Raw genomic sequence first — 24,777 nt, forward strand, 5'->3', positions numbered from 1 at the left:
CATAGGGCTCATTTCTCAGTAAATTGAGCCCTAGATAATTAACCATGACCACTATGGCTGGAGTAAACCAACAAAAGAGGCCGATTTACTCATACACATATTCATATTCATATTCAGAACAATACTCATAAGGCGTGTTGTATCGGCTCACAATAGTGTTGTCATGGTTATGCTATAGCAGTTTGCGTTTTTGAGTACTTATACCCAAGCCACTTCAACATGCTCTTTTCAGCGCTCCCGAAGGATAACTGGACAAGACAGTGATTGAAGAGACTGTATAGCAAGAGCCTAGATCGCTACGCTGCTAGGACGCTGCGCGGCGAGATCCTATAAAATCTTAGCAGCGAAGCTGTCGCTAGCCCTGAGATGACAAGCCAAGGGCCTAGGTGCCAGACCGCTCTATCCGTGAGGGCAGCGACCCTAGAACCTAGCAGACCGAAGGCTGCCCTATTCCTAGCACCTTGAACTCGGTCTCTTCTGGACATACACAACCCTGCATTTCGAGGTCGTTTGGGTATATGTTAGCTTGCTATAGCTTTTTAATAAGGCCAACAACAAATAACAAGATGACAGCACCCGCCGTTGCGGTAATAATTGAACCCAGTAGCCCTCCCATAGAAATGCCCAGTAAACTAAATACAAAACCCCCGACCACGGCCCCTACAATACCGACTACGATATTACCGAGTAGACCAAAGCCCATCCCTTTCATTAACGTCCCAGCCAACCAGCCAGCTAATGCGCCAATGGCTAACGTAATCAATAAGCCTGTTATATCCATAATTCACTCCTGTTAATAACCCATGTTGATATTTTTTTACAATCTAACACTTCCAACACAGAGGCAGCGTTACTGAGTCCCTGAGTTAACTTATTGACCACCTCTTTTACCTGAAGTCGCAGGCTATGGCGGCAACGTCAGTTTTGAAGGCTTATTCCTTGGCATAGGTGCTCCATCACACCATCAGCCGAATGGATAAATGACCTTTAAAAATTTATGCTCTATTGTTCAGCGATCAAATACTAAGATCCACTCTCAGCTACGACCTTCACGCCCCCCCCCTTATATTGGAAAAGTAAAAAGAGGAAAAGCAAAAAGAGGAAAAGCCAAAGGAGCATTTTTCTCGCTTTGTGTCATTTTTACGCTTAACCAAGTCACCCATTTTCATTTTATAAAAAAGCTTATTGAACAAGACCAAAGTGACACGTTTCTATTGAGTATTGTAGATACCCCTCCATCATCGCATCAACTTTAGCAGTATCAATTAGCATTTAACAGTCCCCAAAAACTTGCTATGTGGCTGGTGATGAACAAAGTCATAGGATCATCAAGCCTGTTCCCCTGGTGGTTAATTCTTAGAGTATCCAAATAACTGGGAGAGCAGCCCGGGATAGGCTTTTTTAGGGAGATATTTGATCAAAAAAATCAAGCTAAACAACTCTGGTTACAAATAGTGTCATGTCCCTGTGTCGATTATGTCTAATAACTCAAGTGAATAATTCAGTGTGCACTACACTTAGTTGACCTTTTAGCTAATCTTTGACCAAAAGTTAAAGTAAGTAAGTATAAGGGATAGCAATATGTCAGACACTTTTACGAAAGGTATGGCTCGAAATATCTACTATGGCGGCAGTGTGTTTTTTATACTATTGTTTGCCGGCCTCGCTATGCACACCACCAGAGAAATGCCCAAATCTGATCATCGAGAGAACCTCACCCAAGCTGTTGCAAACGGTAAAGCCGTATGGGAAGACAACAACTGTATAGGTTGCCATACACTCATTGGTGAAGGCGCTTATTATGCGCCAGAGTTGGGAAATGTTTTTTATCGCCGCGGTGGCGGTGATCTCGATGCATTTAAAGGCTTTATGCAAGGTTGGATGAAAATTCAACCTCTCGGTATCCCTGGACGTCGACAAATGCCTCAATTTAACTTAACGGAACAACAGGTTAACGATTTGGCAGAGTTCTTAAAATTCACCGCTGAAATAGACGTTAACAGCTGGCCACCGAACATTGAGGGTTAAGCAATGAGCACTTTAAAATTTCAATCACAATCAGTTGCGACACCTTACTTTATATTTGCGCTTATTTTGTTTACCGGACAAATTCTATTTGGCTTGGTGATGGGCTTGCAATATGTCGTAGGAGATTTTCTCGCGGGGATCATTCCCTTTAACGTTGCTCGAATGGTGCATACTAACTTACTCATCGTTTGGCTATTATTTGGCTTTATGGGTGCCGCTTATTTCCTTGTACCCGAAGAGTCTGAAACCGAATTGTATAGCCCTAAACTCGCTATCCTGCTTTTCTGGGTATTTGCAGTCGCTGCCACACTCACCGTGTTGGGTTATTTGTTGGTGCCCTATTCAAGATTGGCTGAGATCACGGGAAATGAGTATTTCCCGACGATGGGGCGGGAGTTCTTAGAGCAGCCCACAATCACTAAAATTGGCATTGTTATCGTCTGTCTCGGTTTTCTGTTCAATATCGGCATGACCATGTTGCGCGGCCGAAAAACGGTGATAAACATGGTACTGCTCACCGGGCTTATTGGTCTGGCTGTCTTTTTCCTATTTTCTTTCTACAATCCGTCCAACATTGCTATGGATAAGTTCTATTGGTGGTTTGTGGTCCACCTCTGGGTGGAAGGCGTGTGGGAATTAATTATGGGTGCGATCCTCGCCTTTATACTGATCAAGATCACTGGTGTTGACCGGGAAATTATTGAGAAATGGCTGTATGTGATTGTGGCGATGGCATTGATCTCCGGACTACTGGGAACTGGGCATCACTTTTTTTGGTTAGCCACCCCAGAATACTGGCAATGGGTGGGTTCGGTATTCTCCGCGTTAGAACCTTTACCTTTCTTTGCCATGGTGTTGTATGCATTCAACATGGTCAATAACCGCCGCCGAGAACATCCAAACAAAGCCGCCACGCTGTGGGCGTTAGGAACGGCAGTGATGGCATTTCTTGGCGCTGGTGTGTGGGGATTTTTACATACATTGGCACCAGTTAATTTCTACACTCACGGTACCCAAATCACTGCAGCACATGCTCATATGGCGTTTTACGGTGCCTATGCGATGATAGTACTCACCATTATTTCCTATGCTATGCCGAAGTTACGCGGTATCGGCGAAGCATCGAGTAAAAAAGCGCAAGTGCTCGAAATGTGGGGATTCTGGCTAATGACGGTTGCCATGGTCTTCATTACGCTGTTCTTAACTGGAGCTGGGATATTGCAGATCTGGTTACAACGTCTACCTGAAAGCGGCGAAGCACTCAGCTTTATGGAAACCCAAGATAAATTATCAATTTTCTATTGGGCACGAGAAGCGACGGGGGTCATATTTTTGATAGGCTTAATAACCTATATGTGTAACTTTATTGTCGATAGAAAGGTCGCTAAATAGCGAACTGAACAATGGACTGCTTTAATCGAATAGAGTTATCGCGGAGTCGTTATTGCCGCTAATTCCCCCCTATTTTTATCACCATGGAGGCACATAAACTAAAATGGAAGAATGGGTGGGAAGTATTTGGCATAAGTTCATTGTGCAAAAGAGCAACACTGAATTTGATCATGCCCGAGTTCAATTTGATGATATCAAGAAATCCGTTGGGGTGATTTTTCGCGCACTAGGAGGCTCACCGACAAAACGCGTCGAAGCCGCAGTGCCGCGTGATTATTATGCTCATAGAAATTTTATCGATAAAATTTCTGGCGCCAAACAACAAGTCAGCCTTGCTTGGCAAGACGAAACCAGCCTTCGTCTGCCGCAATCCATCGCTATTTTTGATACACCACAACTCAATAAAGAACTCTACCTCTGGCTTGCTGCCCTTGCTCCGCATTACCCAGAGCAGTTCACCCACTGGGCCAGAGACAATCAAGCTGTCGTAGCCAAAGTACTCAATAAATGCCCCGCTCTAAGGCCTCGTTATCAACGACTGGTGACAGCAATACTCAAGCAACGAGTTCCTGTTGAAGCATTGCCTAAATCCTTACAACCGCTCGAACGGGCAGTGATCCAAGCAATAACCCACCCTGGATCTATTATTGAATTTCCGGTAGCACACTATGCACCTCAAGCCATTCATATCTGGTTGTACCCCAATGAGAACGTCAAAGATAACCCCTTTAGCGCGGCAGATATTGATTGCCAAGAAGAGCAAGGTTCATCCGCGGCAACTAAGCAGCAAAGCGTACAGGCTAGAAAAAAATCACAGCGAATAGAAGAAGATGACACCAAAGACAGTCTGATGGTTTTTCGCTTAGAAAACTTGTTCTCGTGGAGCGAGTTTTCTAGGGTGAATCGCGCAGAGGACGACACCGAAGACGATGATGCCCAAAGAGTGGCTGAAGACCTTGATATTATTACGGTGGCAAAGGGCTCAAAGCAAAAAACCGCCAAGCTTAAAATAGATCTCGACTTACCTTCTGCAATTGAGGATGACTTGCCCTTAGGGAAAGGCATTACGCTGCCAGAGTGGAATTACAAATCGAATCAACTGGTGGCTGAGCGTTGTCTATTACAACCTATGTTGCCCCGCGACAGTAAGCCACAGCCATTGCCGCGGTCATTAGACTCAGCTGCCAAAAAGATCCGCCAACAATTCCAGCAACTGCAAAGTATTAAAAACTGGCAAAAATCTCAGCCGAGCGGAGATGAAATTGATTTAACCGCTTGGTTGGATTTCCATATTGAAAGTCAGACCTCTATGGCGCAAGAAACTGGACTCTACCTTAGGTTTCAGAACTGCCAGCGTGACATAAGCTGCTTGTTACTCTCGGATCTGTCTATGTCGACAGATGCCTACATCAATAACCAACTTAGGGTCATTGATGTCATCAAGGACAGCATGCTGCTATTCAGTGAAGCTTTGGCGGCTGTGGGCGATCCATTTGCGCTGTATGGTTTCTCATCGGTAAAGCGCCATCACGTTAGGTTTACACTATTAAAGAACTTTGCCGAACCCTACAATGATCATATTCGTGGCAGGATCCTAAGTTTGCGGCCAGGCTTTTATACCCGAATGGGTGCCGCCATCCGCCAAGCGAGCAATATTTTGGCGGAACAAACACACCACCGAAAGTTGCTGCTTATTTTGACTGATGGCAAGCCGAATGATATCGATAATTACGAAGGTCGATATGGCATTGAAGATACCAAGCAAGCGATTATTGCTGCCCGCCGCCTTGGACTCATTCCATTTTGTATCACCATAGATCAAAAGGCTGACCAATACCTGCCTTATATTTTTGGCCATAATGGCTTCAGCGTTATCTTTGACCCAAGCCAGTTACCGACAAAATTGCCACACTTATATCATCAGCTCACCCAATCTTCTTACTAGACTTTATTGAGCAAAGGAGACCTAAATGATTGAAAAAGTTCCCTGTTTGTATTGCCAGACTGAAAATACACTTGATAGTAAAACGGCGAGGTATTTGACCGACCCCGTGCCGGTCTGTTGCCACTGTGGTATGGCTTTACCAAAAGCGCACCCTAGTAGCCGTGTCTATAAAACCAGAGTTTTTTTATGGGCTTTTGTATTCATTGCGTTATTTTGCTTACTGATGATCATTTATTTACCCAGATAACCGCAGGCAGGTATGTAAACATGAAACTAAATAAATACGATCAAAAACAAATAAAACAAGCGTCTGCAATCGCCTTGTGGTCTCTGCTCAATCTCACCTTTTTACCCCTGCTATCGTTTATCGTGCTGCTTAGCAAAATCAATCAATTTGCATCCGACTCGTTTTCCGCTTATCACCTCAATTTTGCCATCAAGCTTAATTTAGCCGCTGCAACGGCATTAATACTGGTAAGTGCACTGATGATTTTATTTGGAGGCTTCAATTCGGGCATGACTTGGGTATTTGTGATTACCTATTTTATCTCTGTGCATGCCTTCTTTATTTTGATTGCGGTATGGATGTTAGTGCGGGCGTGGGCGGGTAATAAAATGGGCTACAAACAAGTTTAGTTGTTCATGTTATGGCGAAAAGACATCAACAAGTAATGCAAATATTATTAAATAACTTATTAAAAACTCATTAAAAACTCATTAATCATATTAATATGAGATTCAAGAGTGAACCACTGGGCACTCAAAATAAATAGTAAATCAATCCAATACCTATCGGGAGCAAGGTAACATAAGCCCGTAATAAGTTGCGCCACAATGCTGGCGCCGGTTTCAATTCCATATAGACATCAACAATCAGTAGTCCCTTTATCAAGGTCACCAGCAGAATGCTAGCTAACACAATATCTTCTACACCTTGCAACCAGGCATTACTTGCGCCCAGCGCAACACTGCCCACATAAGCAGAAGCGGCAGTCAGGATAATCAGATAGAGATATACCCGAAGAATGAGACCTTGATGATTGTTCATATTTTGCAGCCTCACATTAGCCTAGTTATGATTAGTTATGATTAATTAATGACGTACAACAGCGGGAAAATAATGATCCACACGAGGTCTACCATATGCCAATAACAAGCTCCTGACTCAAAACCCGAAAGGCTCTTGCCCTGATAGGCTCCTCTTGTTGTTTTGTATGCCATGGAGCCCAAGATAATCATTCCGAGAATGACGTGCATAAAGTGGAATGCTGTGATAAAAAAATACAAGGTAAAATAGGTATTGGTCGACAAACCAAATCCTTGTTGGATGAGCTCGTTATACTCCCATGACTTTACCGCTAAATAGACTCCCGCCGTGAGTAACGCACCGCCCAATAGCGCCGCAGCATAATCTTGGCGTGAATGCTTTACCGCATTTAAGCTGAGGGCGACCAAACAACTACTGGAAATTAACGAAATGGTGTTAATCCCACCGGCGACGGGATGCAGGTAGGTTTGTCCCTGTTGAAACATATCGGGATACAGCTGCCGTGTTACTGCAAAACCAATAATAAAAATAGCGAATACCGTTAGCTCTGCCAAAATGAAAAACCACATTGCCAAATCACCCGGCAAATGTGGCCGCTGGCTTGATGTCACACCCGCGACATCACCGGTTGGTACTTGATTGGATCCGGTATTGACCATATTATGACTTTTCATCTGCAAGGGCATTAACAATCAAAATACAGGCGTGCGACATCCATGAGCGCTTCAACGGTACTGAGATCATCAGACAATGGCTCCGCAAGGCAACTGCGACACGCGGCCAGTGGCGACATACCACTGGATATCATTCGCGCCGCATAAATTAATAAGCGCGTAGAAGCCACTTCATCTAAGTCACAGTCCAGTCTGCGCAGTGACCCGGCCAATTCAATCAGTTTACCCGCTAAATCTTGATCTATTTGACATTCCGTCATCAGTATTTGGATCTCGAGCTGAGGATTTGGATAGCCAAGCCGCAATGCGACAAAGCGCTGCCGAGTACTCGCCTTCATTCCTTTAAGAATATTTTGATAACCAGGGTTATAGGACACCACCAACATAAAACCTTGTGCTGCAGCGAGTTCTTCTCCGGTTCGTTCGATCGGTAATATGCGACGATCATCGGCAAGTGGGTGCAATACCACTGTGGTATCTTTACGTGCCTCGACGATTTCATCGAGATAACAAATACCGCCTTCTCTCACCGCCCTCGTTAACGGTCCGTCTTGCCAATAGGTACCCTTTGGACCAATCAAATGACGTCCCACTAAATCCGCGGCAGTTAAGTCATCATGACATGCCACAGTGTATAAAGGTCTGCCTAGTTTCTCCGCCATATAAGCCACAAAGCGCGTTTTACCACAGCCCGTAGGCCCTTTAATTAACAATGGCAGTTGATGAGAAAACGCGTACTCGAACAGTTGTATTTCGTTGTCTTGCTGCTGATAAAATATCTGTTCATTAATAGCAATTGCAGTGGTAGTTGATAAGGTCATATGGGTCCCTAGTATTCGACACTACTCGAAAAGAAAGCTATTTAAATATAGCATTTATTAACATTTTGGCTGAAAAACTCCCATCGCTGTTGGTTAATAACAAAGTTGATTCATAATAAAGTCGTCACCATAATCAAGGATGGGAAGAAAATAAGATAAGCTCGCATCAATAATCGCAAGTATCGATGGGCATGACGCAACTCCATAAAATGATCGATGATCATTAATCCCTTACACATCACGGTCAATGCAACCAAAATGCTAACCAGCGCTGAAGAGTTAAATTTTTCACCCAAAAACGTATTAAATAGCGTTATTCCAATCAGCGCCCACCAGCAATACTCCATTTTTCCAAAAAATTTCATCATGGCCTACCTTAGAACATACAAGAGTGGAAAAATAAGGATCCACATCAAGTCAATCGTGTGCCAGTACATGGCTAATGCTTCTAGACCTGAATGTTGTTTCGCTGAATAGGCTCCTCTGCGCACACGAAAAATCACCCATAAAACCGCGCATGCAGCCCAACCCACATGGAGGAAATGATTAAAAGTCATATAGTAATAAACAGTAAAAAACTCACTGCTACTGGTTCGAAAACCCTGCTGATGATTCCAATAGAATTCGCCCGATTTCACCAATAGGTACAAGCAACCACAAGCCAGAGTGAGCCACAGATAGACTTCACACTTGGCTCGATTGTCTAACCGAATATTGATCATGGCTTTTGCAATAAAGTAACTACTTGAAAGTAATATCAATGTGTTTGTTACCCCCGCGAGGGTACTTACACTTTGGGGGCCTTGAGAAAAAACTTCTGGGTAATGGTATTTGGCAATAAAATAAGCGACGAAAAAAATGCCAAATTCGGTGAGTTCAGATAGGATCCCCACCCATATCGGAATATTACCGGGGATTCGACCGGCCCGCTGCTCACTCCAGGAACGGGGGAAAATGCCCAAAGGTGCTTTGGGGGGCTCACTATTCATCGGGTAATAATCATCATAAGCCCTTTTGGCCAATGGTTGTCGGTTTACCTAAGTTTAGTTCAATAATACACAACAGGCGTGAGATCCCTTTTATTGACAGGGCTTACCCAAGACATAAATATAATCTAGCTATATAGCATGTTGTTAATGATGTTATTGACAGGACAACGATTGGGGCAGTTAAACGACATCCTGATAGTGACGAAAATAAAGGCCTAAAATTGGCCGCTTAATTAACCAATCGGCGCAAGAAATGTTAAAAACACCCTTTAACCTGTCCAGTAGCGATGATGAGCGTTCGCCAATCGCAGCCTAAATGGCATATGACATCGATAGATAATTTCATTTTAGAGCTAAATCACGTAAACTATGCGCTGTTTTTTAAGTCTCTTTTTTAGGTAAATCATGATCCGTTTAAACCAAGTACAATTGCCTCTCGACCATAATGAAGATGCGCTGCAAGATGTGGTATTGCAAAAGCTATCTATCTCCGCGGAGCAGCTGGTTGACATACATGTGTTTAAACGTGGCTACGATGCCCGTAAAAAGAATTTAATTTGGTTAATTTATACATTGGATGTGACGTTAACCAATGTAGACGAAGTGGCGTTATTGGCGTCGCTTGTTGATGATCACAACATCCGTGTTTCACCAGATACCGATTATAAGTATGTTGCTTGTGCTCCAGAAGGGTTAACGGAGCGCCCATTGGTGATAGGTATGGGACCATGTGGCTTGTTTGTCGGACTTATATTGGCGCAAATGGGCTTTAAGCCCATTATTTTAGAGCGCGGTAAATCAGTGCACGAACGCGCTAAAGATACCTTCCGTTTTTGGCGTACCAGTGAGCTAAACACCGAATCCAATGTGCAATTTGGTGAAGGTGGTGCGGGCACATTCTCTGATGGTAAGTTATACAGTCAAGTCAAAGACCCTGGTTTTAAAGGCTTAAAAGTAAAACAAGAATTTGTTGCCGCGGGCGCACCGGCTGAAATCATTTATGTCAGCAAACCACACATTGGTACCTTTAAGCTGGTGACTATGGTGGAGAAAATGCGTAGTGAAATCATCCGATTAGGCGGTGAAGTTCGCTTTGAAACCCGTGTCGATGAAATCAATATTAGCGATCGTCAGGTGACGGGTGTCACACTTAGAAATGGCGAAGTGCTGCATTCTACACATGTCATTGCTGCGATTGGCCACAGTGCCCGTGATACATTCCAAATGTTGCATGATAAAGGCGTGTATATGCAGGCGCAGTCATTTTCGATTGGTTTTCGTATTGAACACAAACAAGACATGATTGATAAAGATCGCTTTGGCAGTAACGCGGGCCACCCAATGTTAGGTGCTGCAGATTACAAGTTGGTCCATCATTGTAAAAGTGGTCGCAGTGTGTACAGCTTTTGTATGTGCCCTGGTGGTGTGGTTGTGGCGGCAACGTCAGAAGAGCATGCGGTAGTCACTAACGGTATGAGCCAATATTCGCGTAGTGAACGTAATGCTAACAGTGCCATTGTGGTGGGGATAGACCCAAGTGATTTTGATAACGATCCACTGCAAGGGATCGCGCTGCAACGTAAATTGGAACGCAATGCCTATGTTATGGGCGGCAGTAATTATGATGCACCTGCGCAAATGGTAGGCGACTTTTTAGCCGCGGGGGTGGGTAAACCGTTTGAAAATGTTGAGCCATCTTATAAACCCAATGTGAAAATGACTGATTTAAGCGATGCATTACCCCAATTCGCCATCGATGCGATCCGCGAAGCCATTCCCGCATTCGGTAAGAAAATTCGAGGTTTTGACAGTAAAGATGCCATGTTAACGGGCGTTGAAACGCGTACCTCTTCACCAGTGCAAATTAAACGTGGCGCAGATTATCAAAGTCTTAATACCAAAGGTTTGTACCCTGCAGGTGAAGGTGCCGGTTATGCAGGCGGCATTTTATCGGCGGGTATCGACGGCATCAGTATTGCCGAAGCCGTTGCATTAGACATGCTAAAACAGATAGCCAACCGTTAATGTCGTCTTAAATTAACAGCGCAACAACGCCACATATGGATAATCGCTTAATTGCCACTGCCGCAAGTGCTGAAATGTCCGCGCAGATTTAATGTTAATATCACTGGAAAACTCCCGCGTTTTGGCCCCGCCCCGCGAGTGATTTTCCTGTTGATGTTCCTGTTGATGTTATGTTTGTTTATGGCTTCCATCACACATTGGCTGAGTTCTTGTTGATTTACAGCCACAAAAGAACACTTTATTAGACTCTTTGGCAGTAAATTTCACTGGTGTAAATTCAGAACCTTTATGAGAACCATCACAAAAAGGCTGTTTTTTACTTTCCCCACATGAACACCAAAAATAATTTTTACCCGCTTCTACCTCGACGGCATAAGGGGTATCTGAAGCACGTATTGGTTTACTCATAATATATTCTCCATAACTAGCTAATAAACATAACAACGAAACTAACAACGAAACTAACAACGAAACTATAGAACGAAACTAAGCCACCCATTCTTATAATCAACAACATAGCTGCTTTCATCATTCATTTCGATAGCCTTTGATTATTCCAGCACATAAATTAGCAACATTGCTAATAAGATTGAGCCGTATGACCTGGTCAACTGTAATCGAAATAATCCCGATAACCTCAATGTAGATCCATGCTTAAACATCTTCAGTTGTAGTCTTATTCTCATTATATTGACCATAAACCTTAACCGTCCCATTTCACTCTTCTGACAACACCAGCGACCTAGTGGCTCAATCTCTTTGTGTTCTTACTATATACATGACATTGCGAGCGGTACCCTGACTTGACTGAGCTTTGAACGTCGGCAGCTATTGGCTGGGAAAACGTCTCATGCGAACAAATGAATGTGACACCCACGATTACTGTTAGTCAAATTTTACTTGTTGTTAAGCAGTCCGATCGGTTGGGTGATTGACACCATCGCCGGTGACCACGTTACCTAAATCAAATGGATTGACGCCGTCTAAACAGCCAATGTTAAAGCCATATTCGCTCGGGTTTGAGCGTCGTTGATGATGGGTATAGATACCACAGTGAGAACAGAAGAAGTGTTTCGCGGTGTTGGTATTAAATTGATATAGCTTAAGCACATCTTGGCCTTTTACCACTCGAATTCCATCGAGTTTAACCGAAGCAACAATGGCACCTTTTCTACGACAAATTGAACAATCACAGCGTCTCGGGTTTTCGATGCCGTTTGGTAAAGTGAGTTCAAGTTCAACCGCTCCACAATGACATGTCGCTTTGTGTTTCAGTTCAATGTTGGTATTGCCAACTCGTTTGATCATGCCAAGACCCTTTGTGCTTTATAATGTAACGATTGACTCGTGCTATCTATGTCGGTAACTCGAGGTAACATTAAAATATCACCAGACTGATGTGGCCAAATAACTACCGTTATCGTCTATTGACGTCCAGAGTGGTTCATTTAAACCGAAAATCGCGCCAGCTATAGTTCAAAAAAATGTAAACATAAACAAACTCTTCCAACTTAATCGCATTACTGGAACGATAAAATATAAGCTAAAAACTATTCTGCCGCTTTCTCCGCTGCCAACACGCTGGCCATTGACGGCACTATTGACACTGGATCTAGGCGCATTTGGAACCAATTTAAGCGCCAATCTAAATGCGGACCCGTAACACGACCGGTTGCACCAATTTCAGCAACTTTATCGCCCTGCACAACTTTGTCACCGACGGTTAAATACAATTTACTTAAGTGCAAAAATGTTGAATTAATCCCATAACCGTGATCGATAATCACAGTGCCACCAGAATAGAACATATCAGGCTCGGCTAAGGTAATAACGCCGTCTGCTGGCGCGACGACGACCGTGCCTGTTGGACGTGCAACATCAACACCAAAATGTGGGTTACCGGGAACGTCGTTATATACCCGTTGGCTGCCATAAACGCCTGAAATCCTGCCCGTAACTGGCCAAATAAAGGGCTGCATAAATGCCTGTTGCTGACTGAATAAGCCTCTGGCGGCGCGAGTCTGTTTGGCATCTTTAGCCGCCCTTTTTTGGGCGACAGGATCGGGTTTCATTATTTTTTGGCTAATGCCAGTGACCCGATCAATTTTGTACTGCCTCGCGGCAATTTTTAGCGGTTTAATTTCGGTTAATCCGTCTGGGTAAATGACTTTAAACACTTGCTCTGCTTTCGCATCTCTATCAAACCCAATGGCAAATTGACCATTTGGGGTGATTTTTACCGGTTGGCCATTAAGTAAAATTTTACTGCCTGCTGGCACGGCGCCGCGCACTAGTGCACCTTGTTCAAACTGACCTTGAAATGTCACCGCTGCAGCAGCGTTAGTACTGAGTCCGCATAGACTGATCACCAGCATTGTGGCCGTTGAAATAGATTGTAAAAGTGTCTTTTTTAATAACATAATCGAAATGCATTCCTTGTTAATTGCGACAAAAAACATAAAAAAAGGGCTACCGTATGGCAGCCCATTAATAATACTTGATTAACCTCTTACTGCAATGGCTCCTTTGCCAATACCTTCGAAAGCGATGACTTTAAAATGACTTTTGGGCTCTTTACTCGACAATGTTTTAGCCATGTATTCAGCCAATAACTCGACGGTGGTGTCATGGGGAATTAAGTCACAACAATGCTTAGGAATCGCTAATTGAAAATCACCTTGAGGGGCAACATAGTGAAAACCAAAATGCGTTTCGTCGCTGACTTTCGTTTGCTTAGACAAATGAAGTGTTTTGATAGACACTAAGTCTTCTTCGGTGCCAAGGTAAATATCTTGCCAACGTTCAGCCCAATAGTGGTCCCATTTAGGTGTCGCGATGCCATTTTCAAATACCGTTACCGGGCTCCGATGACCGTGAGCAATACGCTGACAATTACCGTCATGTTTACGTAGACCATGACTGTAATGATAAAACGGTGTATCAAGTGCTTCGTGGCGTAATGTCAGGCTGATACCTTGGACATTTTCTGGCAACACTTCACGTAAGGCTTTTTTCAAAAAGTCATTAACACTTTCATAGTCGATAACTTCGGTTGGGATCAGTGCAAAAGCTTGTGATGGACACGCCAGGTGGATATCACCTTTTTGGCTGCTAAAGTCCATCCATACTCGGTCGCCCTTTTGCTGCCAGCGCACTTCGCTGCAAGCAGTAGGGATTAACAAACGATGATCGGCAACATCATCGATGGTGTTTTTGATGGTACGCTTGACTTTGGCAAAGTCGAGCACCATATTTTGCTCATCTAAGCCGCCATCTAATAGCACATCGACAATCCAGCTTTCACCTACCATGCCGCGAATGGGGCAAAGATAAGAAAAATCAATAACAGTTAAATCTTTTACAAACAGTTGCATTAATGCTCCTAGGCAGAAAAACAGTCCACCTCAGTATAAATGTATTCCAAATAGCACATGCCAGTGGAAGCACTATCTTACCTGATCCACCTTGGTCCGACTATCAACTCTTAGTCTACAACCAATTGCGCTAATACCAATAGTTAAATACCGATAGTTAAATACCGATGCTCCACTGCCGATCGCCTAAATCAATGTCTCGTCAGTGTGTTCGATGTCAAAATAAGACCCAAATGAGATCAAAATGAGACCGCATTGATACCACATTAATACCGCGAATTATTTCAATGCCATATAAAACAAAAGCGAAGCGATGAGCGAGCAAATATCCTTGTAGATATAATAAATAAAAGTAAGTCGACTCAATAATATTTAATAACCAGATGACTACCGAAGAAGCGGAAAGTGGAGCGTTAATGATCTCAGTTAAGCATTGGCTAAACCGAGTTGACTGATGAATAAGGCGTTGTAGCGCACAGATAGTACCAAGTTATGATAGCTCTTAACGGCCCAACATAAATAGCACCAGTAAACTAAGCGTCATAAGTGAAGGCATACCACTGTTGCTTGTCAAAGCCCACCGCTATGGGCATCGCGGATAGCGATGTTCGCAAAAACGGGGCAGATTGAGGGCGTTTTATGTCGACAATACCAGGCCGTTTATCAATAAGGTGAGCAGCTAACAAGCTATATTCATCATAGCCAAACGGACTTACCACACGCTCAGCATGCCTCGAGCTAGCCACATGCGCTGGTATTATTTACCAGCTCATTCCACCTTATAGCCTACCCCATAAATTGAATGTAATAGTTCTTTTTGTTGACTTGCTTGGGCCAACTTATGACGTAGATTTTTGACATGACTATCTATGGTACGCGAGCTGACAATACGATCGTCAACATAGCAAACTTGCATTAGGCTGTCGCGAGAGTGCACTACTCCGGGTCTTTTTAGCAAAGTGTGCAGTAATCTAAATTCAACCGGTGTTAATTCAATCTCTTGTTGGTCGACCTGACATTTGAAACGTTCGATATTGATCTGCAGATATTTATAACGAATAATCTGTTCACTTTGACTGCCATAGGTATTTTCAACTCGTCTTAAAATCGTTTTGACCCGAGCGACGACTTCCCTAGCCGAAAATGGTTTACACACATAATCGTCTGCTCCAATATCTAAGCCCATTAAGCGGTCAATTTCATCTACCCGCGCCGTTAACATTAATACTGGCAGCATTGAAAATTGCCTCAACTCACGGCAAATGGTTAAACCGTCTTTATAGGGCAACATCAGATCTAAAATCATAAAGTCAATTTGTTGAGACTTAACCGTTTCAATCACTTCACGACCATCGTGTTGTACCAAGGTGTTAAAACCTTCAAGGGTTAAAAAGTCGACTAAAATCTGCGCTATTTTAGGCTCGTCCTCCACCACTAATATGGTCAAGGGTTGTTGATGAACATGTCCACTCATAATGATTCCCTGTGCATAGGTAATTGTACTTCAATACAAAGTCCACCCTGTGGTGATGGGATGGCCTTAATGGTGCCATCATGCGCTTCGACAATATTCTTACAGATGGTTAAACCAAGACCTGCACCACTACCACGGCGTGTGCGGGCACTGTCTTGGCGATATAATGGCTCAAACAGGTGTTCACACTCTTCAATGCTGGCACTGGGCTTGGTGTCATTAATGGTTAATATCATCGTTTTATTTTGTTGTGATAATCGCACATCAATTACCCCAGGACTGTCTGTGTAAGCCATAGAATTCATTAATAAATTAATAAATAGCTGTTCAAGACGAAGCATATCGGCAGATAAATACACCTCAGGCTGGAGCTTACTTTGTAGCGTTAGGCCTTTATCTTGTAGGCTGGTAGCCATACTATTAAGCGTGCTTTGTAGTGATTCACTGACGTTCACCCGCTGGAAATGATAACGTAATCCACCAACATCAGATAAAGATAGTTCATACAAATCATCGACTAAGTGCTTCATACGCAGCACTTCTTGTTCAAGTGAGATTAACTGAATGTGATTAAATGTTCTGATCCCCGCTTTAATCGCATCAATTTCACCGCATAAAATACTCAAAGGGGTACGCAATTCGTGCGAAATGTCCGCTAACCAACGATTTTTGGCACTACGATTTTTAGATAATGTCAGCGCCAGATGATCAATATTAGCCATTAGTTGGCCTAATTCATCGGTGCGCTGAGGCGATAAACGTTGATCATAATTACCCTGAGATAAATATGACACGCCCAGCATAACTTGCTTTACCGGAATAAGCAGAAAACGAGATAACCACCAAGCAATCGCACTCGCAAGCAGTAAACACAATAAACCAATTCCCATACTGGTCCAGCGTTGTTGCTGAGAAAATGCCGTAGCCGAAGAAGATTCAATGTCTCTAATAGGGCTGCTGTATAAATAACCGACGACCTGATCATCAAATATTAGCGGTAAGCTAATGAGAACGTCCGCATGGTCAATGTCGGCGCCGACGATAAATTGTTGCGCTGCTGAATATAACCCTGTCGGTGGACCAGAAGGTGGTGAAGCAAACGGAGGCCGTCGTCTAGGAGGACCTAATTGTGATCCCGGTCCCAGAGGAGGATTATCACCAATCGGTCTTGGGGGGGGCATTGCGCTGCCGTCTGGACGATATTTTTGTGGACGTGGCGCATGAAGCGCAATGGCTTGTGTTAATGCTTTTTGATTAATAGACTGCCACACTCGTGTAGATTGTTGCTCTGTCATTACTGATGGATCAGTTTGTGATACCGGATTAGCCGCATAAAGTGCCAATAGTTCATTCGATAAATACTGTAGACGCTCTTGTTCTAATCCGTTGATGTAGTCTAAAAAACCTTGGTCAAAACTCCACCTCGCTAATGATAACGTGGCGATAAGTACAATACTGGTAAGGCCAACGAAGGCTAAGAAAAGCTTTTGAGATATTTTCATAAAAGACATTATAACCAGCTATATACGCACAAACTAGTCGCGATAAATAACTGATAAAAATCTCCTCCAATTCTGCACAATTACTCCACATTGTTAGGTTATATTGCCATGAGTTACCTAACCAAGGAGTGTCACCATGACTCTTAAGCCAATCAGTATTGGTCTACTTAGCTTTATGTTATTAGTATCTGTCGGTGCTAATGCTAACCCACATGATAGAAAACCACCTAAAGAAGCTGTTGAAGCGTGTGCTAACAGTGCTGAAAATGATCAGGTTAGTTTTGACACCCCCCGTGGCGACACCCTTGAAGCAAGCTGTCAAATTATCGATGGCGAGCTTGTCGCTGTACCCGCCAATGGTCCTGACGATATGAAACAACCGCCAAAACAACGCAAATAACACTCGTGTGGTTAAGGGGTATTCTTGCCTAAAATAATTAATAATCAATGCTTAAGGAGTAAATATGCAAGTGACTAGTGGTAACAATTCGATGCAAATGACATCGGCCGAGAACACCCAAAGACCTCCGAGTCCTGATGGTCCGCCACCACCAAAAGGCGGTGTACCGCCTGGGTTAGATACAGCGGTGTCGACCTTGTCTGATGATCAACAGCAATTAACAACTGACATGTTGTCATCATTGACCGACGAGCAACAAGAGTCGCTGAAGTCTATGTTGGATGAATTAAAACCACTTACAGAAGGCTTATCTGACGAGGACATCGGCAGTATTTTCTTTGAGGCGTTGAGCAGTATTTATAATGGTGAAAACACCGAAACGGCTAACAGTAATTCAACCTCTGTGAACGTAGATATTTACGCTTAATACAGTACTAAAAAGTCGTAATGGTGATATAAAAGCAGCTTACATATTGTGTAAGCTGCTATTTTATTTACTTTAAGTTAATTTCAGTGGGCAGGTTAATGCTGTTACGGATCATAGGTAAAAACTCGTTAAGATCTTGTGGCAATTGCGGTTTGCTGTACAAATATCCTTGAGCAAAATCACAGCCATTGAGCCGCAGAAAATCTGCTTGATCGACGGTTTCTACTCCTTCAGCAATAATCTGCAAATTCAGTGCATGCCCAAGTGCAATAACAGCCTTTGCAATGACGGTGTTATTAGCATCATGAGGGATATCACGCACAAACGACTGATCGATTTTCAACGTATCAATCGGTAACTTTTTCAGATAATTGAGTGAAGAATAACCGGTACCAAAGTCATCGATGCTCAAGGCAATTCCCATAGCACCTAATAATTTCAAATCATGAATAATCGCATCGGGATCGATCATCATACAAGACTCGGTTACTTCTAATTCCAAATGTTTGGCAGGTAATCCGGTTTCTAATAAAATGGAGCGCACTTTATCGACAAAATCATTTCTTTGCAGCTGTAAGCTAGCCACATTAACTGAAATACGCTCAAACATTTTACCTTGAGTTAGCCATTCAACCCCTTGCAGGCAGGCTGCCTTTAATACCCATAAACCAATATCCCAAATCAAGCCAATCTTCTCAGCTAATGGAATAAACTCTGCCGGAGAAATATTGCCAAAGACAGGGTCATGCCAACGAATGAGCGCTTCAAAGCCACTGGGTGTCAGATCAGACAGTTTCAACTTCGGTTGATAAACTAAATAAAAATCTTCATTCACCAGCGCTTGGTGCAATGCTGTTTGCAGTTTTAATTGCGCCACAGCCTGTTTGGTCATTGACTCAGTATAAAAGGCATAATTGTTTCGCCCATCTAATTTTGCACGGTGCATTGCAGCATCAGCATTACGCAATAAGCTGTCATGATCATCACCATCACTTGGATATATCGCCACCCCCATACTGGCAGTAAGACGTACAGATTGGGAATTATCGAGAATAAATGGCTGTTCAAACACACTTCGAATACGGTCTACCGAAGAGGTAACGGAATCCGTGCCCGTGATGCTAGGCAACATAACCACAAACTCATCGCCACTTAAGCGTGCTAATGCGTCAAAATCAGATAATGCATAAGATAAACGATTGGCCAATTCAACTAAAACTTCATCGCCAATAACATGACCTAAACTGTCATTAATATGCTTAAAAAAATCGATATCTAAAAACACAATAGCCAACTGTTTTTTGGCCCTGTGAGAGTGATTAACCTCTTGCTCTAGCAGTGACATAAATTGCATCCGATTAGGCAATTGTGTCAGAGGGTCAAAATAAGCTAAGTTTTTGAGTTTTTCTTCATTTTGTTTCTGCGCTGAAATATCGGCAAACACTGCAACGTAATACTGAATGATATTTTGTTTATCAAATACCGCACTGATGGTAATAGCTTGCGGAAAAATAGCCCCATATTTACGACGATTCCAAATTTCACCATGCCATTTACCTTGAACAAGCAAGGTATTCCACAAACGTTCAAAGAAGCTTTTTGGGTGACGTCCCGAACTGAGTATTTTAGGGTTTTGACCTATTACCTCTTCACGGCTATAACCGGTGATATCAGTAAACGCTTGGTTAATTTCAGTAATATTACCATCACGGTCAGTTATAACGACTCCCTCGACCGCATTTTGAAACACGTTTGCAGCTAACGTTAACTGTTCTTCTGCCTCTTTATGTTTGGCTATATTACGAGTCATGCCGATGACACCGACCAAATGGCCTTGGGCATTAAGGATCGGAGCCTTGATGGTTTCGAGCCACACTTTGTTAAAATTAATGTCGAATTCTTCGCATTCAGAAACAACTACCGTTGCGCCGTTATTAATGGCTAATTTATCGCCCTCAATAAATTCTTCGGCGGTGCGTTGGTCAAAAAGATCAACGTCAGTTTTACCGACAATTTGCTCTTTAGATTTTCGCCAAGCTCGTTCAACACTTTTATTACAGGCAACATATTGCCCGCTAGCATCCTTAACCCAAACATGTTCATCAAAAGCATCAATAAAAGACTGTAAATCAACACCTGGGGACACTGACTCTGTGATATTTAAATCAACGGTTAAGGAGCTTATATAATAGCGAATGGCATTAGTTAACATATCCGCTATGCGCGCTTGCATCGCAGATAAAGGTTGAAATAAAGTCGCCTGAGTCGGTTCGATGTTATTGGCACTAAAGCTGATCACACCGATGATATGACCTTGAGGTGAACGAATAAGCTGATGATAAACACTAGTGTGTTGGTCTACTTCTTTTACGCTATTAGGGGGTGTTGCTTTAAGATGTTCTAACACGCTAGCGTCATGTTGTCGCTGAGTCATTTCATCAATATTTTGACTTGTACAAATAGCTTCAATACTGTTATCAGAATTGACATGGTAAAACATGATTGTAAGACGAAACTCGGCAGAAATATCATTTATTTCTAGCTGCCATTCTCTTAATTGTGCTGGAGAAATAGCTTTTTTCAGCATACCACCTTCCTGAATAGTGCTTATTGAGTAAGCTTTGATAAACCAAATCTTATGGGTACTATTATGAGTATTCTTATTAGCATTAGTGCCAAGTCAGATTATATCAGAACCGGCCTTATTAGCTGTAATTAAACAACCAATGCAATCGATTCGAGCGATTAATACTATAAGGACACTATAACTACCTGATTAACAACTCAGATTCAATCATAATATTACACAAAAACAAAAAAGGAGCCAAAAGACTCCTTTGTGGGATTAGTTACCGTCAGTGTGACGGTAAACTCCTGAATGCTAGCTATTTTTTAAAGCAGCAATGCGCTTTTCTAATGGCGGATGGCTCATCAATAACTCAGCCATTGAACGTTTGCCATTGATACCAAAGGCTGACATTTGTGCTGGCATAGCGCCAGATTCAGGCCCTTGACGTAAACGTTCTAATGCGGCAATCATTTTATTTTTGCCTGCTAAACGCGCGGCGCCTTCATCAGCCTTAAACTCACGAATACGTGAAAAGTAAGCTACGATAATCGATGCCAAAATACCGAATAGCATATCAAGTACAAATACTACAGCCATGTAGGCGAACATACCTAGGCCTTGACCTTCTTCGTCATTACTGGAAACAAAATTATTAATAATGCCAGCAACGACACGTGCTGCAAAAATAACAAAAGTATTCACCACACCTTGAATTAAGGTTAAGGTCACCATGTCACCGTTAGCGACATGACTGACTTCATGAGCGAGAACGCCTTCAATTTCGTCTTGAGTCATGCCATAAAGCAAACCAGAACTCACAGCAACAAGGGCATTATTTTTACTTGGACCCGTTGCAAATGCGTTCATCTCTGGTGACTGGTAAATTGCCACTTCAGGCATCTTAATTCCAGACTTTTCAGCTTGGCGTGCAACCGTTTCAACTAACCAACGTTCCATACTGTCACGTGGTTGAGTAATAACTTCACAGCCCATGGTTTTCTTCGCCATCCATTTTGAAATGGCTAAACTGATAAACGCACCACCAAAACCAAAAATGGCAGCAAATACTAACAGTCCACCCATCGTTGAGGTATTAACACCAAGAATAGACATTACAATTGAGGCAACCAGTAAGATGGCAAAGTTGGTTGCGATCAACAAAAATATACGCTTCATTTAAGCTCCTGTATGGCGAAAGTGCCGATTTTCAGTTGTTACTAAAGACATAATATGTCAATAAATCTAAAATTCAAGCTTAGTTATATTAAAAATATTTATCCTTCTTATATAGGCGGATTAAACATACTCTTGAATCTCTAGCGAGCAGATTTTAGGCAGATATTATTAAACCAAACTGAATAAAAACGACAAAAACCAACTAATTGTCGGTAATGATTAATTTTTGATAAACTATCAAAAACAAAATACCAAAGGACTTTTTATGACCATTAATGCACTAATGTTGAGTGCTTCACGTGTCGGAGATTCAGCTTATTTAACCCATACTCTCGAACTCATCCGCCCATTAACTCAACCTGGGCAGCAATGGCTGTTTATTCCCTATGCTGGCGTCAGTGTAAGTTACGATGACTATTTAATTAAAGTACAAACTGCGCTTGAACCACTGCCCATTATCATTACTAGCATTCATCAATTTTCCGATCCCAAACAAGCGATTAAAGATGCAGCGGGTATTTTGGTTGGTGGCGGAAATACATTCCAATTGCTCAACGAACTGTATCGTTATGACTTGGTGCATTTAATCCGTGAACAAGTAGAAAATGGCATGCCGTATGTTGGTTGGAGCGCAGGATCAAACATTACCGGTGCTAGCATTCGTACCACTAATGATATGCCAATTACTGAGCCTCCCTCTTTTACAGCCTTAGGCATTCTTCCGTTTCAATTAAATCCGCATTACACCAATTACCAAATGCCGGGGCACAATGGTGAAACACGCGCACAACGGCTATTAGAGTTTACGATGGTAGACCCATTAACGCCGGTGATAGCTATTCAGGAAGGCAGTGCATTGTGGCGTAGAGGGGAGACATTGCAGCTGATTGGCGATGAAGTAGCTTACTTATTCCATGGCAAGCAACAAGAAGTTGAGATAGCCGTTAACAGTGACTTATCACACTTCCTTTAATCAGCGTATTGTTAATAAGAATATCAGATTTTAGCTTGTTGCAATCGGCTTTAACCTAAATTATTGGGCTTACTCTAATAAGCCCAATGGTGCAGTATATCGGCTACTCACTATCGTACTGATTTCGCTCACTGGGTATATCCGTTGAGTATTCAACAAATTCTACTTCAAATCCATTCGGATCAATAAAGTAACGGCTTTTGTAAAAAGGGTCATGTCCACCCATAATGGCTACTTCAAAACCCACCAGTGCTAATCTTGCCACTAACGCATCAATGTTATCCACTGCATAAGCAAAATGAGCTAAGCCCAATGCATTGCTTTTAAGGTCGCGCACCTCACCCGTACCAGAATCATTAAATGATAAATAATGAAAATCATCGCCAAAGTGAAGCCATTTCCGTGGTGTGCCATGCCAAATCGACTCTCCGCCACCACGAACCCGCCAATGGGGAAATGCCGCCTGATAAAATACTAATGTTTCATCTAAGTCATGCACCACTAAATTTAAATGTTCTAATCTCATCACTTATCTCCTTATTATTGATACAGCACAGCTTAATACCTCAAGTTAACTTGAGGTAAAGAGTTAAATTTGCCAAAATGATAAAAAATTTGGAGTGCTAATGTCAGTAGAAACAGAATTAAGTGTGGGCCAAGTTGCAAAACGTTGCGGGATCAACATCTCTGCGATTCATTTTTACGAGCAAAAAGGTCTTATCAGCAGTTGGCGAAACCAAGGTAATCAACGCCGTTATGCACGAGAAGTTATCAGGCGGATTTCGCTCATCAAAGCTGCGCAGCAATTAGGGATCTCGTTAGATGAAATACACCTCGCCTTTACCAGTCTCCCTAATGGTAGAACCGCCACTAAAGAAGATTGGGCCGATTTATCAAATGCCTGGAAAAAGACGCTAACTCAGCGGATTGCTAAGATGCAAAAGTTGAAAGACTCATTAGAAGCTTGTATCGGCTGCGGTTGTTTATCGATGAAACACTGTCCACTGTATAACCCAGAAGATATTCTAGTCGAGCAAGGTCCAGGTCCGGTGCTGTTAAATAAAAATTAAGCACAAAAAAGCCTAGTTTAAAAACTAGGCGTAAGCAAAAACGCTAAATAGGGGGGGGAGATAAACTACAAGGTTAACAATGTAGGTTAAGTGGCAGTTAACACTTAGCCCGCCAATCATATCAGCCTAACAATATTGGCCTAACTAAGGGAGTTGGTTGAAACAATATCAATTTTACGTGGTTTCATTGCTTCTGGAATCTCACGAACTAAATCAATATTTAACAAACCATGTTCTAATTCCGCTCCTACCACGCGAACATGATCAGCTAATTGGAAGCTGCGCTCAAAGCCTCGCTCGGCGATACCTTGATGCAAATATTTACGATCATCACTTTTGGCTGTCTTATTGCCTTTTACTATCAGTTTTTCGCCTTCACTCATGATATCTAATTCTGGCATCGAAAAACCTGCAACGGCCATGGTAATTCGGTAACTATTTTCACCTAAAAGCTCAATATTATAAGGAGGATAACCACAGTTGGCATTATTCGCTGCAGCGTGTTCAGCAAGTTGTGCTAAACGGTCAAAGCCAATCGCACTTCGGTAAAGAGGAGTTAAATCTGGAGAAAGATTAAAATTGCGCATGTTCATACCCTTGTCTAAAGCAATATGTAAAAAATAACCACTGTCTATGTCAGTGGCGTACAGTTTTCACAGCCCTTACGGCACTGTGCTAGCAAGTTTACTGAAACCTCTATCGAGCATTTCGTTAATCATTCCTGCTACAGAGTTAGATATATGGACCGCCTGTATGATATCAAGTGCTTCAAGTAAATAAATTATATATTAATAGCGATTACTTATAAATACCCATTATAATCAGTAACTAATATGGAGTTAAATTAATGAGATAAACAATTCCGTGATATTAATTCCACAGTGATGACT

General features: G+C 42.5%; 25 protein-coding genes. 9 read left to right on the forward strand and 16 right to left on the reverse strand.

From position 1 onward, the window contains the following. Positions 1-529: 529 nt before the first annotated feature. The gene (locus tag CXF80_RS06025) at positions 530-781 is read right to left on the reverse strand and encodes a GlsB/YeaQ/YmgE family stress response membrane protein (RefSeq protein ID WP_101032025.1); all 252 of its coding nucleotides are present in this window, start codon (positions 779-781) and stop codon (positions 530-532) included. Between the two features lie 800 nt (positions 782-1,581). Here CXF80_RS06025 and CXF80_RS06030 point away from each other — a divergent pair. The 4 genes from CXF80_RS06030 to CXF80_RS06050 all read left to right on the forward strand — a co-directional run bounded on the left by CXF80_RS06030 (position 1,582) and on the right by CXF80_RS06050 (position 6,001). After that, on the forward strand, positions 1,582-2,028 hold the full coding sequence (locus tag CXF80_RS06030) for a c-type cytochrome (RefSeq protein ID WP_101032026.1): 447 nt from the start codon (positions 1,582-1,584) through the stop codon (positions 2,026-2,028). A gap of 3 nt (positions 2,029-2,031) precedes the next feature. Continuing rightward, on the forward strand, positions 2,032-3,420 hold the full coding sequence (locus CXF80_RS06035; protein ID WP_101032027.1) for a cbb3-type cytochrome c oxidase subunit I: 1,389 nt from the start codon (positions 2,032-2,034) through the stop codon (positions 3,418-3,420). Positions 3,421-3,523: 103 nt separating this feature from the next. Continuing rightward, positions 3,524-5,365 (forward strand): nitric oxide reductase activation protein NorD, encoded by a 1,842-nt coding sequence (locus CXF80_RS06040; protein ID WP_101032028.1) that lies wholly within the window; start codon positions 3,524-3,526, stop codon positions 5,363-5,365. A 267-nt stretch (positions 5,366-5,632) separates the two neighbouring features. After that, positions 5,633-6,001 (forward strand): hypothetical protein, encoded by a 369-nt coding sequence (locus CXF80_RS06050; protein ID WP_101032030.1) that lies wholly within the window; start codon positions 5,633-5,635, stop codon positions 5,999-6,001. A 124-nt stretch (positions 6,002-6,125) separates the two neighbouring features. Here the strand turns inward: CXF80_RS06050 and CXF80_RS06055 are convergent, their stop codons facing one another. From CXF80_RS06055 to CXF80_RS06075, 5 genes are all read right to left on the reverse strand, one after another. Beyond that, positions 6,126-6,413 carry a cytochrome C oxidase subunit IV family protein gene (locus CXF80_RS06055; protein WP_101032031.1) on the reverse strand — a complete coding sequence of 96 codons (288 nt, stop codon included), beginning with the start codon at positions 6,411-6,413 and terminating at the stop codon, positions 6,126-6,128. Positions 6,414-6,454: 41 nt separating this feature from the next. After that, a complete protein-coding gene (locus CXF80_RS06060) occupies positions 6,455-7,087 on the reverse strand; it encodes a cytochrome c oxidase subunit 3 family protein (RefSeq protein WP_232772051.1) in 633 nt (210 codons plus the stop codon). An 11-nt stretch (positions 7,088-7,098) separates the two neighbouring features. Next, on the reverse strand, positions 7,099-7,908 hold the full coding sequence (locus tag CXF80_RS06065) for a CbbQ/NirQ/NorQ/GpvN family protein (RefSeq protein WP_101032032.1): 810 nt from the start codon (positions 7,906-7,908) through the stop codon (positions 7,099-7,101). A 110-nt stretch (positions 7,909-8,018) separates the two neighbouring features. Next, positions 8,019-8,276 (reverse strand): cytochrome C oxidase subunit IV family protein, encoded by a 258-nt coding sequence (locus tag CXF80_RS06070; protein WP_232772052.1) that lies wholly within the window; start codon positions 8,274-8,276, stop codon positions 8,019-8,021. 3 nt (positions 8,277-8,279) lie between these two features. Further along, positions 8,280-8,897, reverse strand: coding sequence for a cytochrome c oxidase subunit 3 family protein (locus CXF80_RS06075; RefSeq protein WP_101032034.1), 618 nt, complete (start codon positions 8,895-8,897; stop codon positions 8,280-8,282). Between the two features lie 405 nt (positions 8,898-9,302). Here CXF80_RS06075 and CXF80_RS06080 point away from each other — a divergent pair, with 405 nt between their 5' ends. Then, positions 9,303-10,922: an NAD(P)/FAD-dependent oxidoreductase gene (locus tag CXF80_RS06080; protein ID WP_101032035.1), complete on the forward strand. Its 1,620-nt coding sequence runs from the start codon at positions 9,303-9,305 to the stop codon at positions 10,920-10,922. 168 nt (positions 10,923-11,090) lie between these two features. Here CXF80_RS06080 and CXF80_RS06085 read toward each other — a convergent pair whose 3' ends face one another. The 6 genes from CXF80_RS06085 to CXF80_RS06115 form a co-directional block, all read right to left on the reverse strand. Continuing rightward, positions 11,091-11,330 carry a CDGSH iron-sulfur domain-containing protein gene (locus CXF80_RS06085; RefSeq protein WP_101032036.1) on the reverse strand — a complete coding sequence of 80 codons (240 nt, stop codon included), beginning with the start codon at positions 11,328-11,330 and terminating at the stop codon, positions 11,091-11,093. Between the two features lie 498 nt (positions 11,331-11,828). Further along, complete coding sequence (locus CXF80_RS06090) at positions 11,829-12,230, reverse strand: GFA family protein (RefSeq protein ID WP_101032037.1); 402 nt, start codon at positions 12,228-12,230, stop codon at positions 11,829-11,831. A gap of 242 nt (positions 12,231-12,472) precedes the next feature. Continuing rightward, positions 12,473-13,297 (reverse strand): M23 family metallopeptidase, encoded by an 825-nt coding sequence (locus tag CXF80_RS06095; protein ID WP_198554809.1) that lies wholly within the window; start codon positions 13,295-13,297, stop codon positions 12,473-12,475. Positions 13,298-13,423: 126 nt separating this feature from the next. Next, positions 13,424-14,296, reverse strand: a complete 873-nt coding sequence (locus CXF80_RS06100; RefSeq protein WP_101032039.1) for a 6-carboxytetrahydropterin synthase — start codon at positions 14,294-14,296, stop codon at positions 13,424-13,426. 769 nt (positions 14,297-15,065) lie between these two features. Further along, the gene (locus CXF80_RS06110) at positions 15,066-15,770 is read right to left on the reverse strand and encodes a response regulator (protein ID WP_101032041.1); all 705 of its coding nucleotides are present in this window, start codon (positions 15,768-15,770) and stop codon (positions 15,066-15,068) included. Further along, the gene (locus CXF80_RS06115; RefSeq protein WP_198554737.1) at positions 15,767-17,272 is read right to left on the reverse strand and encodes an ATP-binding protein; all 1,506 of its coding nucleotides are present in this window, start codon (positions 17,270-17,272) and stop codon (positions 15,767-15,769) included. Before CXF80_RS06115 ends, CXF80_RS06110 begins: the two co-directional genes overlap by 4 nt. A 136-nt stretch (positions 17,273-17,408) precedes the next feature. On the opposite strand from CXF80_RS06115, the gene CXF80_RS06120 reads away from it, so the two are divergent. Then, positions 17,409-17,672: a hypothetical protein gene (locus CXF80_RS06120; protein ID WP_101032043.1), complete on the forward strand. Its 264-nt coding sequence runs from the start codon at positions 17,409-17,411 to the stop codon at positions 17,670-17,672. 64 nt (positions 17,673-17,736) lie between these two features. Beyond that, entirely contained in the window at positions 17,737-18,099 is a 363-nt protein-coding gene (locus CXF80_RS06125; protein WP_101032044.1) for a hypothetical protein, read from the forward strand. A gap of 67 nt (positions 18,100-18,166) precedes the next feature. On the opposite strand, the gene CXF80_RS06130 is transcribed toward CXF80_RS06125, so the two are convergent. Together CXF80_RS06130 and htpX are read right to left on the reverse strand one after the other, a co-directional pair. After that, positions 18,167-20,686, reverse strand: a complete 2,520-nt coding sequence (locus CXF80_RS06130; RefSeq protein WP_101032045.1) for a sensor domain-containing protein — start codon at positions 20,684-20,686, stop codon at positions 18,167-18,169. 294 nt (positions 20,687-20,980) lie between these two features. After that, complete coding sequence (htpX, locus tag CXF80_RS06135) at positions 20,981-21,844, reverse strand: protease HtpX (RefSeq protein WP_101032046.1); 864 nt, start codon at positions 21,842-21,844, stop codon at positions 20,981-20,983. A gap of 265 nt (positions 21,845-22,109) precedes the next feature. Between htpX and pepE the strand changes: the two genes are divergently transcribed. Continuing rightward, complete coding sequence (pepE, locus tag CXF80_RS06140; protein WP_101032047.1) at positions 22,110-22,817, forward strand: dipeptidase PepE; 708 nt, start codon at positions 22,110-22,112, stop codon at positions 22,815-22,817. A gap of 103 nt (positions 22,818-22,920) precedes the next feature. Here the strand turns inward: pepE and CXF80_RS06145 are convergent, their stop codons facing one another. Continuing rightward, positions 22,921-23,346 (reverse strand): VOC family protein, encoded by a 426-nt coding sequence (locus CXF80_RS06145; protein ID WP_164839497.1) that lies wholly within the window; start codon positions 23,344-23,346, stop codon positions 22,921-22,923. A gap of 97 nt (positions 23,347-23,443) precedes the next feature. On the opposite strand from CXF80_RS06145, the gene soxR reads away from it, so the two are divergent. After that, complete coding sequence (soxR, locus tag CXF80_RS06150; RefSeq protein ID WP_101032049.1) at positions 23,444-23,887, forward strand: redox-sensitive transcriptional activator SoxR; 444 nt, start codon at positions 23,444-23,446, stop codon at positions 23,885-23,887. 140 nt (positions 23,888-24,027) lie between these two features. Here the strand turns inward: soxR and CXF80_RS06155 are convergent, their stop codons facing one another. Then, positions 24,028-24,474 (reverse strand): Hsp20 family protein, encoded by a 447-nt coding sequence (locus CXF80_RS06155; RefSeq protein ID WP_101032050.1) that lies wholly within the window; start codon positions 24,472-24,474, stop codon positions 24,028-24,030. Positions 24,475-24,777: the final 303 nt, after the last annotated feature.

The organism is Shewanella sp. Actino-trap-3 (assembly GCF_002836275.1).
GTDB lineage: Bacteria > Pseudomonadota > Gammaproteobacteria > Enterobacterales > Shewanellaceae > Shewanella > Shewanella psychromarinicola.